Source organism: Massilia sp. UYP32 (assembly GCF_050434365.1).
GTDB classification, from domain to species: Bacteria; Pseudomonadota; Gammaproteobacteria; order Burkholderiales; family Burkholderiaceae_D; genus Telluria; species Telluria timonae.
On record NZ_JBNDIK010000040.1, the window covers coordinates 1 to 18,882 of the forward strand.

The window sequence follows — 18,882 nt, forward strand, 5'->3', positions numbered from 1 at the left end:
CTTGAGCTTCTTAGTGGTCATCACTTCGGTCATGGAACAGTCCTTTCGGGATTATTTCATGACCCCGGTTCCACACAGAAATTCTGACAGGCTCGAGCCCCGCATCAGTTCGGTCACGGCCCCCCAAAACGACACCTATGCCATCGGCGAAACGCTCCTGTTCACGGTCACCTTCGACAAAGACATCATCGTCGCCGGCACTGATAGTAGCCTGGAACTGGACATCGGCGACGTCGCCCACAACGCCACCTTCCAATCAACGCCTACCGACCGAACCATCGTTTACAGCTACACGGTGCGAAGCGGCGACCTCGACGCCAACGGCATCACGATCAACGGACTGTCCCTCGGCACCAGCACCATCCGCGATGCGGCCAACAATCCCGCCGACCTCACGCTCAACAATGTGGGCGCCACCGCCGGAGTACGCGTCGACGGCGTGGCTCCCGCGATCACCGGCACGATCTCCGCGCCCGCCGACCGCTGGTACAGCGTGGGCGACGAACTGCTGTTCACGGTGACCTTCGACGAAGACATCGTGATGTCGGGCACCGTCAGCACGCTCACTCTGGACGTCGGCGGCGTTGCCCGCCAGGCGGTCTACGACGATTCGAACGGCGCCAGCATCACCTACCGCTACATCGTGCAGAGCGGTGACAACGATGCCGACGGCATCGACATCACCGGCCTGGCGCTGAACGACACCTTCATCCGCGATCACGCCGGCAACGACGCCAATCTGACGCTGACCGGCCACCTGCCGGTGCTGACCGGCGTGCTGGTCGATGGCGGCGCTCCCTCCATCAGCGCCGTCGACGTGCCGGAAGACGGCTACTACCGCGCAGGCGACGTCCTGAGCTTCACCGTGACGTTCGACGAGGACGTGATCGTCGACGGCGACGACAGCATGCTGAGCCTGACCATCGGCACGACCGCGCGCAACGCCATCTTCGAGTCGAGCACCGCCAACTCGATCACCTATACCTACACGGTGCAAGCCGGCGACAACGACGCCAACGGCATCGCAATCGACGGCATCACGCCAGGCTTGACGACGATCCGCGACGCGGCCGGCAACAATGCCTCTCTGTCGCTGATCGGCAGCCTCCCGCCGACCACCGGCGTCATCGTCGACACCACGGCACCGTCGGTCTCGGGCAATATGTCGGTGCCGGCCGACGCCACTTACGTGGCTGGCCAAATCCTCGAGTTCAAGATCACCTTCAATGAAGACATCACCGTCAGCGGCAACGCCAGCACGCTCGGCCTGACGATCGGCAGCACCGCGCGCAACGCCAGCTTCCACTCCGTCGACGGCAGCACCGTGACCTACCGCTATACGGTACAGGCGGGCGACGTGGACGCAGACGGCATCGTCGTCGGCGCCATCGATCCGGGCCTCGACACCTTCATCGATGCGGCCGGCAATGCCGCCGACCTGTCGCTGAGCGACCACATTCCGTCTACGAGCCAGGTGCTGGTGGACGGCACCGTCCCCTCGGTCACCGGCATCGACGTGCCGGACGACCGCTGGTACACGCTCGGCCAGGTGCTCGAGTTCACGGTCAACTTCGACGAGAACGTCACCGTCTCCGGCAGCGCCAGCAAGCTCGAACTCGACATCGGCGGCACCTCCCGCAGCGCGACCTATTCCTCGTCGATCGGACACAGCGTCACCTATCGCTACACGGTGCAGGCCAGCGACAATGATGCCGATGGCATCAATGTCACCGGCCTGACCCTGAACGGCAGCACCATTCACGATGCCGCCGGCAACGATGCCGACCTGACGCTGACCGGACACGTGCCGCCGCTGACGGACGTGCTGGTCGACGGCGGCCCGCCGGCCGTATCCGGCAATATCGAGGTGCCCGACGCCGGCAGCTACCGCGCGGGCCAGGTCCTGAACTTCACGGTGAAATTCAGCGAGAACGTGACCGTCGATGGCCAAGGGAGCGAACTCGCCCTGCACATCGGCGAAGCCGTGCGCCATGCCGAATTCGTCAGGAGCGTCGGCGATTCGGTCACTTATTCCTATACCGTCCGGGCGGGCGACACCGATGCGAATGGCATCGAAGTCGGCGACATCGTCCTGAACGGAACGACGATCCGCGACGCCGCCGGCAATGACGCCAACCTGTCGCTGGACGACCACCTGCCATCCACCGCCGACGTGCTGATCGACACCACCGCGCCGGCCGTCGCGGGCACGGTGACGGCGCCTCTTCCCGGCACCTATGTGGCCGGCCAGAGTCTCGTCTTCGTGGTCAGCTTCGACGAGAACGTCACCGTCGACGGCGACAGCAGCACGCTCGGCCTGACCATCGGCACCACCGCCCGCAAAGCCACCTTCCTGTCCGCCGACGGCGACACGGTGACCTACCGCTACATCGTGCAGGCGGGCGACCTGGACGCCAACGGCATCGACGTCGGCGCCATCGACCTGGGCAGCAGCACGATCCGCGATGCCGCCGGCAACGACGCGGTCATCGAGCTTGCCGGTCACCTGCCATCCACCAGTGACATCCTGGTGGACGGCACCGCGCCTGTCGTGAGCGGCACGATCGCAGCGCCCGACAACAAGACGTACACGGTCGGCGAAACGCTGACGTTCACGGTCGCGTTCAGCGAGAACGTGACCGTCACCGGCACCACCAGCACGCTCGGCCTCGACATCGGCGGCGCAGCGCGCAGCGCGGTCTACGACTCGAAGAGCGCCAACAGCATCACCTACATCTACACCGTGCAGGCCGGCGACAACGACGCCGACGGCATCGAGATCACCGGCCTGGCGCTGAACGGTGGCGCCATTCGCGATGCCGCCGGCAACAATGCCGACCTGGCACTGGCTGGCCACCTGCCCCCGCTGGGCGCCGTGCGTGTCGATACCGCGGGCCCAAGCCTGACCACCGCCACGGTCAACGGCAACAGCATGGTGCTGGGTTTCGCCGACGCCGGCGCACTGGACGCGGCGCATCCTCCCGCCCTGGGGGACTTCACGGTAACGGTGGCGGGTGAGACCGTCACCGTGACTGGCGTTACCGTCGACGCAAGCGCCAAGACCGTCACCCTGACCCTGTCGAGCGCCGTGAAGAATGGGCAGGCGGTCACGGTGGCCTACGACGACCTGACCCCGAACGACGCCAATGCCATCCAGGATGCGGTCGGCAACGATGCCGCCAGCATCGAGGTCACGCCGGTCGTCAACAACACGCCGGCGCCGCCGACCAATCCACCAACCAATCCGCCGACCAATCCACCAACGACCGGCAACACGGTCGATGGCGTGCCCCTGCAGACCGGCACCGTCGTGCGCAGCGACGGCACCGTGGCCCAGGTCATCACGGTGCCGATCGTGACCCCGTCGCGCGAGGAACAGGTGGGCAACAACGACGTGGCCGACATCCCGCTCGTGAAAGCGGCGGACGGCAGCAGCCTGCTGGCCGTGCAAGTGCCGACCGGCGCCGGCCTGCAGTCGATCGGCAACGGCGCCCCCAAGCGGGCCGGCGATTCGCTCACCGACCTGATCCGCGAAATCCAGGCGCATACCGCCAGCGGCTCGCATGACCAGAACCAGCTGACCGGCGGTGGCGGCGGCTTCCTCGACATCCTCGACGCCGATACGCCGCTGCTGGTGCAGACCCTCGTCCTGAGCGGCAATGGCGGCACCGCCGACGTCCCGCTGGGCATCATCGGCCAGCCGCAGCAAGCTGGCTCCGTGCAATCGGCGCTGGTGATCGACACGCGTTCACTGTCGTCCGGCGCGACCATCGAACTGCAGCACGCGAGTTTCGCCGCGATCATCGGCGCGGCGACCGTGACCGGCGGCGCCGGCAAGCAGTACGTCTGGGGCGACGGCGCCAGCCAGACCATCATCCTCGGTGAAGGCGACGACGTGTTGCATGGCGGCGCGGGAGACGACATCATCGGCAGCGGTGGGGGCGACGACATGATCTATGGCGACGAAGGCGACGATCTCGTCTTCGGCGGCGAAGGCAACGACTACCTGGACGGTGGCGCCGGGCACGACACCGCGCGCTTCTCCAGCGCCGTCGACAGCTACTCGCTGCGCCTCAAGGATGGCCTCCTGGTGATGACGGACCGCGTGGGCAACGATGGCATCGACACGGTGGCGGCAGTGGAAGTCCTGCGCTTCACTGGCGGCCAGAGCATGGCAACCGACGCCGTGCTCGCGCGCCTGTATGAGGGCGTGCTGGGCCGCCAGGCCTCGGCGGCCGAAATCGCGTGGTGGCAGGACGTGCAAGTGCGCGGAGCCTCGCTGCAGCAGATCGCCGCCGCCATCATCGATTCGCCCGAAGCCGCCCAGGCAATGGGCCGGGCCGATGACGACGCCTTCGTCGCCGGCCTGTACCAGTCCGTGCTGGGCCGCACGGCGGCGGCGTCGGAAAGCGCTTTCTGGACCGACCTGCTGGCGGACGGCGTCGACCGCGCCACGGTCGCGCTGGGCTTCGTGAACTCGGCCGAGAAGCTGGCTTCCTCGCTCGACGTCGACTTCAACCACAGCGACGTCGCGGTGCTGGCGCGGATGTACCATGCCATGTTCGGCCGCGCGCCGGATGAGGGCGGCCTGAACTTCTGGCTCGAACGCCATGAGGACGGCGCGTCGCTGGGCGCCATCGCCGACGCTTTCGTCGTGTCGGCCGAAGCCCAGGGACTGGCCGGACACGGCAGCGACGCCGCCTTCGTCGACCAGCTGTATGCGACGGCGCTCAACCGCGCGCCGTCGTCCGAAGAGAAGACGCTGTTGCTGGAACAACTGCAAAACGGCGTCTACGATCGCGGCCAGGTGCTGCTGAACGTGGCGGAAACGGAAGAGAGCATCGCCATCGTCGGGGCCATCAACACGAGCATCGACCTGTTGTGATCCAGCGTGGCCCGCCAGAGCGGCGGCGGGCCCGCTGCAACGGCCAGCTGCCGGCCGGTCGCTACAGGACGCTGGCCAGGGCGCACTGCCGGTAATGGCTCGCCGCCTCCTGCTCCTGCCCCAGCGCCTCGTGCATTTGCGCCAGCTTGAGGTGCGCCTCGCGCACCATCGACGCATCAAGGGCGTCCGACAGCGCCTGCTCCAGGTAGCGCTGGGCCTTGCCCCACAATTTCTGCTTCAGGCACAGCGAGCCGAGGGTCAGGGCCAGCTCGGCGTCCGTCGGGCGCTCGCGGCGCCAGGATTCGCAGGCCTCGATCTGGGCCAGCAGTGAAGGCGATCCGAACGGGCTGGCGGCGTCGCGGTAGGCGCGCACCACGCGCTCGTCCCAGCCGGCCTTGAGCGACTCTTCGGCGATCGCGCGCGCCTCGTCGTGCAGGCCGCGCGCATTGAAGGCGCTGGCCGCGCGCGCCGCGATATAAGGCACGGTGCGGTCTGGCGCCGGCACCGTGGCCCAGATGCGGCGCAGCGATTCGGCGTCGTGCCCGTCGCCGCCCAGCAGCGCCTCGTACGACAGCTCGCGCAGGCGGCTCGACAGGGCCGGATGCAGCGCGCGGCGTTTGTCGAGGATGCGCACCAGGCGCAGCACCTCGGGCCAGTTGCGCGCCTGCTGGTTGGCCTTCATCGCCCACTGCAGCGCGTGGATGTGGCGCTGGCCGCTGGCATTGAGTTCGGCGACCGCTTCGAGCGCGGCTTCGGGCTGGTGGTCGTCGACCAGCAGTTCGGTGACCGTCATCAGGCGCGCGGTCTTGAGGGTGTTGTCGTGGGCGATCCCGGCCAGCCAGGCGTCGCGCCGCGCCGGCTCGCGCATGCGGTGCGCGGCGCGCGCGCCGATCAGGGCCGCCAGGCCGGCGTTCTCGGGCAGCTCGGCGGCGCGCATCGCGGCTTTCTCGGCGTGGCCGAAGCGGCCTTCGAACAGGGCCTTGAGCGCGTCGCGCATGCCCTTGTTGCCTTCGCGTTCGGCGCGGCGCTGACGATAGGCGGCCACGCGCTGCGGCATCCTGAGGGTGGCGTTGATGGCGCGCACCAGGCCGTAGAGCGCCAGGAAGGACGCCACCAGCAGCACCACGAACAGGTTGAGCGACATGTCGATCCGGTGCGGCGGATAGAACAGCACCACATTGCCCGGATTGAAGCGCGCCGTCACGGCGATGCCGATGGCGGCGGCCATCAGCGCGACTAACCAGAGAAGTAAACGCATAGCTTATTGTTTCGCTTTGTAGTTGCGCACGGCGTTCAGGCTGTCGGCCAGCGTCGGCATCTCGATCGTCAGGTTGTTGGCCTGGACCTGGCGCAGCGCGGCCTGGCTTGACTGCGTCACGCGCGCGCGCGTGTCGAAATACTTGAGCAGCATGGCCTGGGCCGTGGCCAGGTCGTCGCGGAAGGTCGCTTCGTTGCGCGACAACAGCGCCAGGCGCGCGTTCAGCAGGCGCAGCTTGAGGTTCTCGCGCACGAAGAACGACTCGCTCGGCGACAGCATCAGCGCCTCGGGCGACTCGACGCTGCGCACCCGGATCAGCTGGCGCACGTCGTCCCACATCTCCTGGCTCCACAAGGTCCAGGTCTGGAGCATGCGCTGGCCCACGCCCAGCGGCTGCGCCGCATCGGCGCCCGCCGCATTCGCTCCGGCGCCGGCTGCGGAGACAGCCGCCTCGCCCTTGCGCGCGGCGCGCACCGGCGCCACCGGCAGCAGCGGCTTTTCGCTCGACAGCATCGGCAGCGAATCGACCTGCCCGATCACGTGGTCGAGGCGCACGGCGACGCCGGCCAGGTCCACCGCCGGCAAGGCCTTGAGCTTCTCGATGTCGCCCGCGATGGCGCGCCGGATGGTGAGGAACTGCGGAGTATCGGAGCGCGACACCGCGCGGTCGGCGTTCTGCAGCGCGATCAGGGCGCCCTGCACGTTGCCGGCCAGTTGCAGCTGCTGGCTGGCGGTCGACAGCACCTGCTCGATCTCGGTCAGCGCCCACTCGTCGCGGTTCTGCGACAGGTCTTTATAGAGTTGCTCGAGCGCCACCTGCTGGCTCTGGGCCTCGCTCTGGCGGCTTTCGAGCACGCCGACCTTGATCTGGAGCTCCTTCGACTGGTCCGCCACGTCGCGCGCCAGCGCCGCCGTCTCGGCATTGACCGCATTGCCCTTCTGGAGGCTGCGCGCCATGTCCTGGCGCAGCGCGTTGATGCGGTTGTGCGACGAATACGTCTGCAGCGCCAGCAGCACGGCCAGCGCGATCACGGCCAGCGGCAGCGGGCGCGCCAGGCGGTCGAACAGGCCCGGGCCGCCCGGCTCGCCCATGCGCGGCAGGACGGGCACGCCTCCGGCCGGGGGCACGCCACCCGCCGGTGGCGTGCCGCCCGGAGGGGGCATGCCGGCGCCGCCGGCCGCGCCCTCCGGCACGCCGCTCTGGACGCCCTCGGGCTTGTGGAGACTCGGTGCGGGCACATTGGCCTGCGGCTGATCTGGATTGTTCGGCAATTCGTTCATTATTGTGATTGTAACGCTGCTAGTATGCGGGCATCTCCGGATCCCGTCAGGGTCACCTGGCGCAGGCCCAGCGCATGCGCCGTCTCGGCAATCCGCGCATGGGGCACCACCAGGCGCTGCCGCTCGAACCGTTCCTGGTACTGTGCCTGGAACTGCGGCGGCCCCAGCGCCGCCACCAGGCCGGCCAGGCCGCGCAAGGCTTCCGAGCTCGTGATTATCCAGTCGTTTGGCTGCGCCAGCAAGGCGCGCAATCGTGCGCCCAGCTCGTCCGTCAATACAGGGGTGGCGCGGCGGTAGGCCGCCACCGCCTCGACCGTGGCGCCGGCCGCGCGCAGGGCGTCGGCCAGCAGCTCGCGTCCGCCGTCGCCGCGCACGATCAGCACGCGCCGGCCGGCAAACAGGGACAGGTCCAGGCTCTGGAGCAGGTGTTCCGAATCGGCGTGGGCGGGGTCGAGCGGACTGTGGATCGTATGGGCGGGCGCCGCCACGCCATGGCGCGCCAGCGCGGCGCGGCTGCCCTCGCCCACGACCGCCAGCGGCACGGCCGGCGGCCATGCCTCCAGGTGGGCAAACGCCCCATCGACCGCATTCGGCGAGACGAACACCGCCAGCGCATACTCATGCAGGGCGGCCAGCGCCGCACGCAGCGGCGCCGGATCGTCGACCGGGGCGATCTCGAGCAGCGGCAAGACCTCGGCCGTGCGGCCGAGCGCCCGCAGCGCCTCTGCCAGGCCATCGGCCTGGGCGCGCGGCCGGGTGACCACGACCACGCGCTCGCTCACTCCTGGCTCCAGTTCAGGCATCCTCGGCCGCGTCCAAGCGGCAGGCGGCCAGGATCGCGCTGGCGTCCTGCTGCGCCAGCAGCTCGGACACCTGCTCTCCCAGGTATTCCGGCTGCCCGGCGGCGCCCGCCACCTCGGCGTGCGCGCTGCGCTTGCCGTCCGGGGTCGCGACCATGGCGCGCAGGCGCATCTGGCCGTCCTGCACGGTGGCGTAGGCCGCCAGCGGGATCTGGCAGCTGCCGCCGAAGATGCGCGACACCTTGCGCTCGGCCAGCACCGCCTGGGCGGTTTCGACGTGGTTGAGCGGGGCCAGCACGGCGCGCAGGTCGACGCCGTCGCTGCGTGCGCCGCTCAGGATCTCGATCGCCATCGCGCCCTGGCCGGCCGCCGGCAGGCTCAGCTCGGGCTCGAGCAAGGCCTTGATGCGCTGCGGCAGCCCCAGGCGCTTGAGGCCCGCGGCGGCCAGGATGATCGCTGCATAATCGCCGCGATCGAGCTTCGCCAGCCGGGTGTCGAGGTTGCCGCGCAGCGGCTGGATCACCAGGTGCGGGTAGCGCGCCGCGATCAGCGACTGGCGGCGCAGGCTGCTGGTGCCGACCACGGCGCCGGGCGGCAGCTCATCCAGGCTGGCGTAGTCGTTCGAGACGAAGGCGTCGCGCGGGTCTTCGCGCTCGAGCACGGCAGCCAGCTCGAAGCCTTCGGGCAGCTCCATCGGCACGTCCTTGAGCGAATGCACGGCCAGGTCGGCGCGGCCTTCGGCCATCGCGACCTCGAGTTCCTTGACGAACAGGCCCTTGCCGCCGACCTTGGACAGGGTGCGGTCGAGGATCTGGTCGCCGCGTGTTGTCATTCCGAGAATTTCGACGCTACATTCTGGATATAATGCGGCGAGCCGGTCGCGCACGTGCTCCGCCTGCCACATGGCGAGGCGGCTCTCGCGGGATGCGATAATCAATTTGGCTGGCGCCTGGGGCGTCACGTTGGATTCCTGCTGTATAGCGTTTAACACTCGAGTTCTTTCACTGTCATTGGGCCGACCCGGACGATGCCAGTAGCCGCTCCCTGCATAAGATCATAAATTTTATCATGGGGGCATCTTGCAGATCATGGCCCACCGCCATCGCACAATCTATTACTTGTGGTCGACATGGACAATCCTGCTGCACCCGTAGTACAAGCCGGCGCCGACAAGGACGCGCCGCTCAAAGAAGACATCCGCCTGCTCGGACGCCTGCTGGGCGACGTGCTGCGCGACCAGGAAGGCGACGCGGTGTTCGACATCGTGGAAACCATCCGCCAAACCGCGGTGCGCTTCCGCCGCGACGACGATCCGGACGCCGGCGAAGAGCTGGCCACCCTGCTGCACAAGCTCACCCGCGACCAGACGATTTCGGTGGTGCGCGCCTTCTCGTACTTCTCGCACCTGGCCAATATCGCCGAAGACCAGCACCACAACCGGCGCCGCCGCGCGCACCTGTTGCAAGGTTCGGCGCCGCGCTCGGGCAGCATCGGCTACGCGCTGGGCAAGCTGGCCGAGGCGGGCATCGGGCGCGATACCGTGGACGCGTTCTTCCGCGACGCCCTGATCTCGCCGGTGCTGACCGCGCACCCGACCGAAGTCCAGCGCAAGAGCATCCTCGACGCCGAGCACGACATCGCGCGCCTGCTGGCCGAGCGCGACGCGCCGCAGACGCCGAAGGAACGCCGCCGCAACGAGCAGCTGCTGCACGCCCGCATCGCCACCCTGTGGCAGACGCGCATGCTGCGCTACTCCAAGCTGACCGTGGCCGACGAGATCGAGAACGCCCTGTCCTACTACCGCATCACCTTCCTGCGCGAAGTCCCGGCCCTGTACGACGACATTGAACTCGAGCTCGCCGAACAGTATGGCGGCGATGGGTCGGCCGCCGCCGCCCACGCCTCGTTCCTGCAGATGGGCAGCTGGATCGGCGGCGACCGCGACGGCAACCCGAACGTCAACGCCGACACCATGCGCCACGCGCTGACGCGCCAGTCGACCACCATCCTCGACTTCTACCTCGACGAGGTGCACGCGCTGGGCGCCGAGCTGTCGGCCTCCACCCTGCTGGTCAAGGTGTCGCCGGCGCTGGAACAGCTGGCCGACGCCTCGCCCGACGCCTCGCCGCACCGCAGCGACGAACCCTACCGCCGCGCCCTGATCGGCATCTATGCGCGCCTGGCCGCCACCGCGCGCGAGCTGGGCGTGGGCCACATCCTGCGCAAGGAAGTCGGCCATGCCGCGCCCTATCTCGACCCGGAACTGTTCGCGGCCGACCTCGAGGTGCTGGCCGACTCGCTGCGCCAGAACCACGGCGCCATGCTGATCCAGCCGCGCCTGGCCGGCCTGCTGCGCGCCGCGCGCATCTTCGGCTTCCATCTGGCCTCGCTCGACATGCGCCAGAGTTCGGACATCCACGAGCGCGTGCTGGCCGAGCTGTTCGCGCGCGCCGGCGTCGAAGCCGACTATGCGGGGATGGAAGAAGAGGACAAGCGCGCGCTCATCCTGCGCGAGCTGGCGCAGCCGCGGCCCCTGTTCTCGCCGTACGAAAGCTATGGCGACGAGACCAATTCCGAGCTGGCGATTTTGCGTTGCGCGCGCGAGATCCGCCTGCGCTACGGCCCGCGCGCGATCCGCAACTACATCATCTCGCACACCGAGACCGTGTCCGACCTGCTCGAAGTGCTGCTGCTGCAGAAGGAGACGGGGCTGATGCGGGTGAGCGCGGGGCTCAGTGACGTGATGGTGATCCCGCTGTTCGAAACCATCCCCGACCTGCAGCGCGCCGCCGGCATCATGGACGAATGGATGGCGATTCCGCTGGTGGCCGGCATCATCGAGAAACAGGGCCGCCTGCAGGAAGTCATGCTCGGCTACTCCGACTCGAACAAGGACGGCGGCTTCCTGACCTCGAACTGGGAGCTGTACCAGGCCGAGTTGAAACTGGTCGAGGTGTTCGCGCAGCGCCAGGTGAAGCTGCGCCTGTTCCACGGCCGCGGCGGCACCGTCGGCCGCGGCGGCGGCCCGAGCTACGACGCGATCCGCGCCCAGCCGCCCGGCACCGTCAACGGCCAGATCCGCCTGACCGAACAGGGCGAAATCATCGCCTCGAAATTCTCGAACCCCGAGATCGGCCGCCGCAACCTGGAGCTGCTGGTGGCGGCGACGCTGGAAGCGAGCCTGACGCCGCACGGTGTGAAAGACGGCGCCAGCGGCGTCGACGCCGGGCGCCTGCAGCGTTTCGAGTCGGTCATGGCCGAGCTGTCGAACCGCGCCTACAAGGCCTACCGCAACCTCGTGTACGAAACGCCGGGCTTCACCGACTACTTCTTCGAAGGCACGCCGATCGCCGAGATCGCCGAACTCAACCTCGGCTCGCGTCCCGCTTCGCGCAAGTCGACCCGCCGCATCGAAGACCTGCGCGCGATTCCCTGGGGCTTCTCGTGGGGCCAGTGCCGCCTGCTGCTGCCGGGCTGGTTCGGGTTCGCGTCGAGCGTGACGAGCTGGCTCGACGACGCCAACGTCGGCGCCGACCGCGACGCGAAACTGGAAGAGCTGCGCGCGATGTACCGCGACTGGCCGTTCTTCGCCACCCTGCTGTCGAACATGGACATGGTGCTGGCCAAGACCGACCTGGCGATCGCCTCGCGCTACGCCGGCCTGGTGAGCGACGCCGGCCTGCGCGAGCGCATCTTCCGCCGCATCGCGGCCGAGCATGGCGAGACGATCCGCATCCTGGAAGCGATCACCGGCGCCAGCGAACGGCTGGCCGGCAACCCGCTGCTGGCGCGCTCGATCCAGAACCGCTTCGCCTATCTCGATCCGCTGAACCACTTGCAGGTGGAGCTGATCCATCGCCGCCGCAAGCTGGCCGACAATGCCGATCCGCGCGTGCATCGCGGGATTCATTTGTCGATCAACGGGGTGGCGGCGGGGTTGCGCAACACCGGTTGAGCGCGTAACGCTCGAAAAACAAAAGCCGCCCGGCGCAAACCGGGCGGCTTTTTTACATCCACACCACCGGTGAATTACTGGTTGTGCAGGAAGGTCTTGAGCTTGTCCGAACGCGACGGCTGGCGCAGCTTGCTCATCGCCTTGGCTTCGATCTGGCGGATACGCTCGCGGGTCACGTCGAACTGCTTGCCCACTTCTTCCAGCGTGTGGTCGTTCGACATCTCGACGCCGTAGCGCATGCGCAGCACCTTCGCTTCGCGCGGGGTCAGCGAGTCCAGCACTTCCTTGATCACGTTGCGCATCGAGGCGTGCAGCGCGGCGTCCAGCGGGGCCAGGGTCGCGTTGTCCTCGATGAAGTCGCCCAGCTGCGAATCGCCGTCCTCGCCCATCGGGGTTTCCATCGAAATCGGTTCCTTCGCGATCTTCATGATCTCGCGAACCTTATTCTCCGGCATTTCCATCTTGGCGGCCAGCGTCGGCAGGTCCGGCTCGCTGCCGGTTTCCTGCATGATCTGGCGCGAGATGCGGTTCATCTTGTTGATCGTCTCGATCATGTGCACCGGCACGCGGATCGTGCGCGCCATGTCGGCGATCGAGCGCGTGATCGCCTGGCGGATCCACCAGGTCGCATAGGTCGAGAATTTATAACCGCGGCGGTATTCGAACTTGTCGACCGCCTTCAGCAGGCCGATATTGCCTTCCTGGATCAGGTCCAGGAATTGCAGGCCGCGGTTGATGTATTTCTTCGCGATCGAGATCACCAGGCGCAGGTTGGCCACCGTCATTTCGCGCTTGGCCTGGCGTGCGCGCTTCTCGCCGGCCGCCATCTGCTTGTTGATCTTGCGCAGGTCGGCCAGCGGCAGCGCCACGCGCGCCTGCAGGTCGATCATGCGCTGCTGCAGCTCTTTAATGGCCGGCAGATTCCGGCTCAGCACCGCGCTGTACGGATAGGCGCAGTCGACTTCGCGGTCGCCCCATTGCAGGTCGGTCTCGTTGCCCGGGAAGACCTTGATGAAGTGGGCGCGCGGCATGCCGCAGCGGTTCACGCAGATGTCCAGCACGGCGCGCTCGATCGAACGCACTTCGTCCATCTGGCCGCGCAGCGTGTCGCACAGCTTCTCGACCACCTTGGCGGTGAAGCGGATGCCCAGCAGCTCGTACGAGATCACGGCCTGCGCTTCTTCGTAGGCCGGCGAACCATAACCCTCGTTCTTGAAGGCGTGGCCCATCAGGTCGAACTGCTGCTCGATCAGCGCGAACTTCTCCAGCGCGCCCTTGCGCAGCTGGGCCAGTTGCTCGGCCGAGTAGCCGGCCGCGGCGCCGCCGGCGCTGCCGCCTTCGCCCTCTTCTTCTTCGTCCTCGACCTCTTCTTCTTCCTCTTCGTCTTCTTCCGCGGCAGCGGCGGCGTGCGCCACCGATGCGGCCGGCGCCGGGGTGTCTTCGAGGTCGACGAAGCCATCGACCACGTCGTCGATCTTCAGCTCGTCGCTGGCGATCTTGTGCGACAGCGCGATGATTTCCGAGATCGTGGTCGGGCACGCCGAGATGGCCTGCACCATGTCCTTCAAGCCCTGCTCGATGCGCTTGGCGATCTCGATCTCGCCTTCGCGCGTCAGCAGCGACACCGCGCCCATTTCACGCATGTACATGCGGACCGGGTCGGTGGTGCGGCCGAAGTCGGAGTCGACGGTCGACAGCGCGGTCGCGGCGGCGGCCTCGACTTCGTCTTCGCTGGTCGGGGTCACGGCCTGGTCCGACAGCAGCATCATTTCGGCTTCAGGGGCGCGCTCGTAGACGGCGATGCCCATGTCGTTGAAGGTCGCGATGATGCCTTCGATCGCTTCCGGATCGATGATGTTTTCCGGCAGGTGGTCGTTGATCTCGGCATGGGTCAGGTAGCCGCGCTCCTTGCCCATATTGATCAGGTTCTTCAGCTGCTGGCGGCGCTTTTCGAGTTCGGCTTCCGAGAAACCGGCTTCGTTCAGCATGCCGAGGCCCTTGGCCTTGCGCTCGCGCGCCTTCGAGGCCGCCTTCAGTTCGGCGCGCTCGACGGCGTTCAGCGCCGCGACTTCATCGTTCTCCGGCACGAATTCGCTCGGCTTGCGGCCGCGGCGGCCCGGGACCTTTACCTGCGGCAGCAGGTAGCCCGAGGTGTCGATCGCGGCCAGCGCGGCGGCGTCGGTGGTCTTGCTGACGGCGCCGACGGCGCTCACCGGGGCTGCCGGGCTGGTCTCGACACGGCGCACGGCGCGGGTGCGCACGACTTTCGGCGCTTCCTCGGCGGCGGCCTGGGCCACCGGGGCCGCGGTTGGCGCAGCAGCGGCGACCGGGACTTCCGGCTCGGCTGCCTTCAAGGCGGCCAGCTTGCCGCGCTTGCGCACGATGACCGGCGCCACGGCCGGCTTGGCCTGCGCCTGCATGTATTCGGCGGCCAGGTCGATGCCGGCGTCCACGTCGGCTTCGGCAGCGGCAGGAGCGGATTCGGCCAGCACCGGTGCGGCGGCTTCGGCCACCACCTCTTCGACCGCGGCGGCGATCGGGGCCGCGGCAGGCGCAGCTGCAGGCGTCTCTTCCACGACTGGCGCAGCGACCGGCTCGGCCGCCACCGGGCCGCCGGCGGCCAGGATGGCGTCGGCCTGCGCCTTGAGCGTGGCCAGGCGCGAACGGGTCTTGACCACCGTCACCTTGGCCGCCGCTTCCGTTTCGAGGAAGTAGGAGGTCGCGGTTTTCGGCACTGCCAGCGGCGCCGAAGCCTTGGCCGGCGCTTTTTTCGCTGTCAGTGTCAATGTCTTGGCGGTGTTTTTCATACTTAAAACTCTCCAGTCGAGGCGAGGTGCGCGCCTGCGAAGTCAATAATCCAGCGGGACCCGCGTACGGATCCTGGGAAAGGGGGAACGGAAGTGGCCCTACCTAGGGGCGGACATGCCAGGTTTCAAGCACGACTTACCGGGTTTTGCGCGCGCCAACTCGATTCTGGGCTGCGGACAGATAGGCGATGGTCGATGTTCAAAATCGTGCTGTGCATGTCGGAACGAAAAAAAGCCCGCTAACACGGGCTTGCATCTATTTTTCTAGAAGAATAGGGGAAGGGGTTATTATGCCCCAATGCAAGTTTTGGTGATAATTGATAGATCCGATAAGGGATATACACAATTCACATAGCGCCACCCTGACATGCCGTCCGTGCAAGCTGCTGGGCGTGTCTGCGCCGGCGCAAGCCGGACTCAAGGCAAGAGGCGGATGATACACGATTTCATGCGCCGGCGCTTCCCCCTGCTATAAGTTTCCCAACATTTATAATGAGAACTAGTACAATGCGCGCCCGAGCGCCGTGCTATCCTTCGCAATCCTGTTCTTACCATGAAGTCAATGAATACCAATACCCCTGCAGAGTCCGTCGACACGAACGCCAATCCGGCCACCACTCCGGAGGCGCAGCAGCCGCAAGCGCCAGCTACCGCAGCGCCGGCCGCCGCGCCGGCGCAGGGCCTGTCGGCGCGCGCGCTGCTCAAGCAACTCCAGCAGGAGTATCCAGCCTTCCGCGACTGCCTGCCGCTGTCGATCGGCATCGACAAGCAGCTGCTGGCCCGCATGCCCGGCCTGGACAAGAAGGTGATGCGCGCCGCCCTGGGCATCCATACCGGTTCGATGCGCTACCTGCGCGCGATGGAAAAGGCGAAAGTGCGCCACGACCTGGACGGCACCGCGGGCGCCGAAGTGCCCGAAGCGCACCGCCTGCACGCCAAGGAACAGCTGCAGCAGCGCTTCAAGAAGGAAGCCGAGCGCAAGAAGGCCGAACGCGAAGCCGCACAGGAAGAAGAAAACAACCGCAAGCGCCAGGAAAAACTGCAGGCGCTGGCGTCCAAATTCTCGAAGAATTGAGCGCGGAGCCCGGGATCCCCGAGGACGACCTGCCGCCCGATCTGCCGCCCTACGTCGGCATCGATCTGGCCCGGGTGCGCCTGGTGCGCAGCGAGCAGGACGCGCGCGAGGCGCTGGCCGACCTGCTGGCCAGCGACGCGATCGGCTTCGACACCGAATCCAAGCCGACCTTCGCCAAGGGAGAAGTCTCGACCGGGCCGCACCTGGTGCAGCTCGCGACCCTGGACACGGCCTGGCTGTTCCAGACCGCGACCCCGGCCGGCATGGCGCTGGCGGTCACCGTGCTCAAGCCCGTGCTCGAGGACGAGCGCGTGCTGAAGGTGGGTTTCGGCCTGGGCGACGACGTCAAGCGCCTGAAGTCCAAGTTCGGCATCGGGCTGCGCAATGTGCTCGACCTGTCGACGGCGCTGCGCCGGCGCGGAGAAAGGAATCCGCTCGGCGCGCGGAGCGCCGTCGAGCGCTTCTTCGGCCAGCGCCTGCAAAAGTCCAAGCGCATCACCACCACCAACTGGGCCCTGCCCCGGCTGTCGGACAAGCAGTTGCAGTATGCGGCCGACGATGCGCATGCGGCGCTGAAGATCTACCGCCAATGGAAGGCGAATCCGCCGGCCTGAGGCGCATCGAAGCCCGCGCACCAAAAGAGGGAGTCAGGCTCGGCAATTCGCGATATCATTCTCACCATCTTCGATGCCGGTGGGAGTCCATGAGATCACGAAGCCTTCGCCTCTTCTTCGCATCCCTGCTCGGCGCGCTGGCCTGCACGGCCAGGGCGGCGCCGCACACCGTCCCCGACACCCTCGACCAGCGCCTGCTGGCCTGCGCGACCTGTCATGCGCGGGTCGATGGGCGCGGCAACCCGGTCAACGACAGCTTCTATCCGCGCCTGCAGGGCAAGCCGGCCGGCTACCTGTATCACCAGCTGCTGAACTTTCGCGACGGCCGGCGCCAGTATCCCTTGATGACCTACCTGGTCGACCACCTGCCCGACGCCTATCTGCGCGAGATCGCCCAGCACTTCGCGGCCCTGCCGCCGACCGTGCTGCCCCCACAACCATCCGGTTTGTCGGCCGCTGCGCTCGAACGCGGGCGCCGGCTCGTGGTCGACGGTGACGCCGCGCGCAAGATCCCGGCCTGCGTCGCCTGCCACGGCGCGCGCCTGACCGGCGTGCAACCGAACATCCCGGGCCTGCTCGGCCTGCCGCGCGACTACGTCAACGCGCAGTTCGGCGCCTGGCGCAACAAGGTGCGGCGCGCGCACGCACCGGACTGCATGGCCGACATCACGGCCCGCCTGTCGCTGGAGGATGTCTCTGCCATTTCGGGCTGGCTGGCGGCGCAGCCGATGCCGCCTGACCCGCGCCCGGCCGACGCCATCGCGCGTCCCTTGCCGCTGGCCTGCGGCAGTGATCCGGAGGCGCGATGAAGACCTTGCGGATTGCCCTCCTCCTTATCGTCGTTCTCGTCGTGGCCGCGGTGGCGCTGGCCTGGCCGCGCGCCGAGCATATTCCATCGAGTTCTCCGGCCGCCTATGCTTTGAACCCAGCCAATATCGAACGCGGCGCCTACCTGGCGCGGGCCGGGGACTGCATCGCCTGCCACACGGCGCGCGGCGGCGTGGCCTACGCCGGCGGCCGCGCGCTCGATACGCCGTTCGGCCGTTTTTATGGACCGAACCTCACGCCGGACACTGAAACCGGCATCGGCGACTGGAGCGCGGACGACTTCTGGAACGCGCTGCACAACGGCATCGGCAGGGATGGCCGCCTGCTCTACCCGGCCTTCCCCTACACGAACTACACGAAGGTCACGCGCGCCGATTCGGACGCCCTGTTCGCCTACTTCCGCAGCCTGGCGCCACAGCGCCAGCCGAACCGGCCGCACGAACTCGGCTTCCCCTACGACAGCCAGGTGCTGCTGGCCGGCTGGCGCCTGCTGTACTTCCGGCCCGGCGTGCATGAGGAGCGACCGGCGCGCGGCGTCGAGTGGAATCGTGGCGCCTACCTGGTCGAGGGCCTGGGACATTGCAGCGCCTGCCACAGCACGCGCAACCGGTTTGGCGCCAACAAGGAAGGGCTCGATGGCGGCCTGATTCCGACGCTGGGCTGGTATGCGCCGTCGCTCACGTCCGGCAGCGAGGCTGGACTGGGCGATTGGGACAGGGAACACATCGTGGCGCTGCTCGGCGCCGGCATCTCGCCGCGCGGCTCGGCCACCGGGCCGATGGCCGAAGTGGTGGCGCGCAGCTTGCAGCACCTGACGCCGGACGATCTGGGGGCGATGGCGAGCTATCTGCAATCACTGCCGGCGACGCCTGCGCAGCGGCCGGATCGCGCGCCCCCGGCGGACGAGCAGGTGCTGCTCGAGGGCCGCCGCATCTACGAGGCCAGTTGCGCGCAATGCCATGGCGACGATGGACGGGGCAAGCTGCCGGCTTATCCGCCGCTGGCGGGAAACCGCGCCGTGACCTTGAGCCCGGCCGTGAACGCGATCCGCATGACGGTCAATGGCGGGTTCCCGCCCGGGACGGAGGGCAATCCGCGCCCCTACGGCATGCCGCCGTTCGGCCACGAGCTGGACGATGCCCAGGTGGCGGCGGTGCTCAGTTGGATCCGGGCCAGCTGGGGCAATGCGGCGCCGCCCGTGACTGCGGTCGAAGTCAACCGGTATCGGGCGATCACCGGCGACTGAAGCGCGTAGCGACGTCCTCCACCGTTGCCTGCCAGAACCGAACGGCTGTGCACGTATGGGCGTGCTATCGTCGTGACCAATTTTCCGTCAACTGATCAGGCTCACTTCGGCGGCCTGCGCGCAATCGCGCCCC

At 67.7% G+C, this 18,882-nt stretch carries 11 protein-coding genes; 6 read left to right on the top strand and 5 right to left on the bottom strand.

Going from position 1 to position 18,882, the window contains the following annotated elements; all coding sequences use genetic code 11:
- The first annotated feature begins 58 nt into the window (after positions 1 to 58).
- On the top strand, positions 59 to 4,885 hold the full coding sequence (locus ABIB42_RS24560; RefSeq protein WP_005669528.1) for a DUF4214 domain-containing protein: 4,827 nt from the start codon (positions 59 to 61) through the stop codon (positions 4,883 to 4,885).
- 61 nt (positions 4,886 to 4,946) lie between these two features.
- On the opposite strand, the gene ABIB42_RS24565 is transcribed toward ABIB42_RS24560, so the two are convergent.
- From ABIB42_RS24565 to hemC, 4 genes are read right to left on the bottom strand one after another with little or no spacing between them, the layout of a single operon-like run.
- Positions 4,947 to 6,143, bottom strand: coding sequence for a heme biosynthesis protein HemY (locus ABIB42_RS24565; RefSeq protein ID WP_429249150.1), 1,197 nt, complete (start codon positions 6,141 to 6,143; stop codon positions 4,947 to 4,949).
- A gap of 3 nt (positions 6,144 to 6,146) precedes the next feature.
- Complete coding sequence (locus ABIB42_RS24570; RefSeq protein ID WP_312489125.1) at positions 6,147 to 7,424, bottom strand: uroporphyrinogen-III C-methyltransferase; 1,278 nt, start codon at positions 7,422 to 7,424, stop codon at positions 6,147 to 6,149.
- On the bottom strand, positions 7,424 to 8,227 hold the full coding sequence (locus ABIB42_RS24575) for a uroporphyrinogen-III synthase (RefSeq protein ID WP_429249151.1): 804 nt from the start codon (positions 8,225 to 8,227) through the stop codon (positions 7,424 to 7,426). The genes ABIB42_RS24570 and ABIB42_RS24575 overlap by 1 nt, the downstream gene beginning before the upstream one ends.
- Positions 8,220 to 9,185: a hydroxymethylbilane synthase gene (gene hemC, locus ABIB42_RS24580; RefSeq protein WP_005669524.1), complete on the bottom strand. Its 966-nt coding sequence runs from the start codon at positions 9,183 to 9,185 to the stop codon at positions 8,220 to 8,222. Before hemC ends, ABIB42_RS24575 begins: the two co-directional genes overlap by 8 nt.
- 168 nt (positions 9,186 to 9,353) lie before the next feature.
- Here hemC and ppc point away from each other — a divergent pair, with 168 nt between their 5' ends.
- Positions 9,354 to 12,179 (top strand): phosphoenolpyruvate carboxylase, encoded by a 2,826-nt coding sequence (gene ppc / locus ABIB42_RS24585; RefSeq protein WP_429249152.1) that lies wholly within the window; start codon positions 9,354 to 9,356, stop codon positions 12,177 to 12,179.
- A gap of 74 nt (positions 12,180 to 12,253) precedes the next feature.
- Here the strand turns inward: ppc and rpoD are convergent, their stop codons facing one another.
- Positions 12,254 to 14,986: an RNA polymerase sigma factor RpoD gene (rpoD, locus tag ABIB42_RS24590; protein ID WP_312488348.1), complete on the bottom strand. Its 2,733-nt coding sequence runs from the start codon at positions 14,984 to 14,986 to the stop codon at positions 12,254 to 12,256.
- A 562-nt stretch (positions 14,987 to 15,548) separates the two neighbouring features.
- Here rpoD and ABIB42_RS24595 point away from each other — a divergent pair.
- The 4 genes from ABIB42_RS24595 to ABIB42_RS24610 all read left to right on the top strand — a co-directional run bounded on the left by ABIB42_RS24595 (position 15,549) and on the right by ABIB42_RS24610 (position 18,749).
- On the top strand, positions 15,549 to 16,061 hold the full coding sequence (locus ABIB42_RS24595) for a ProQ/FINO family protein (protein WP_005669521.1): 513 nt from the start codon (positions 15,549 to 15,551) through the stop codon (positions 16,059 to 16,061).
- Entirely contained in the window at positions 16,058 to 16,675 is a 618-nt protein-coding gene (locus tag ABIB42_RS24600; protein WP_005669520.1) for a 3'-5' exonuclease, read from the top strand. Before ABIB42_RS24595 ends, ABIB42_RS24600 begins: the two co-directional genes overlap by 4 nt.
- A gap of 89 nt (positions 16,676 to 16,764) precedes the next feature.
- Positions 16,765 to 17,484: a c-type cytochrome gene (locus ABIB42_RS24605; RefSeq protein WP_005669519.1), complete on the top strand. Its 720-nt coding sequence runs from the start codon at positions 16,765 to 16,767 to the stop codon at positions 17,482 to 17,484.
- A complete protein-coding gene (locus ABIB42_RS24610; RefSeq protein ID WP_429249153.1) occupies positions 17,481 to 18,749 on the top strand; it encodes a c-type cytochrome in 1,269 nt (422 codons plus the stop codon). The genes ABIB42_RS24605 and ABIB42_RS24610 overlap by 4 nt, the downstream gene beginning before the upstream one ends.
- Positions 18,750 to 18,882 lie beyond the last annotated feature (133 nt).